At 56.5% G+C, this 232-nt stretch carries 1 protein-coding gene; it reads right to left on the reverse strand.

The window, feature by feature from the left end:
- The coding region (locus AC6CWS_RS26550; protein ID WP_498256461.1) for a transposase at positions 1-232 on the reverse strand (232 nt) is incomplete at both ends.

The raw sequence follows: 232 nt of genomic DNA on the forward strand, positions 1-232 counted from the left end.
GTAATCTGTTGTCCATTTCCACCGCGCATTACTCCCGGTCATTCGCTGATTAGCCACTGCACGGTTACGGTCTGCATATTCACCGGGCCAGTAACCCGCACCTTTTCGGGGTGGGATAAGCGCGCTGATTTTCTTACGCCGCAGTTCATCGTGACAGAGCCGGGTGTCGTAAGCGCCGTCTGCCGATGCTGCCCTGATTTTTCTGTGAGCCTGCCGGATAAGACCCGGGAAG

The sequence above is a fragment of the Klebsiella sp. M041 genome, from assembly GCF_059759695.1.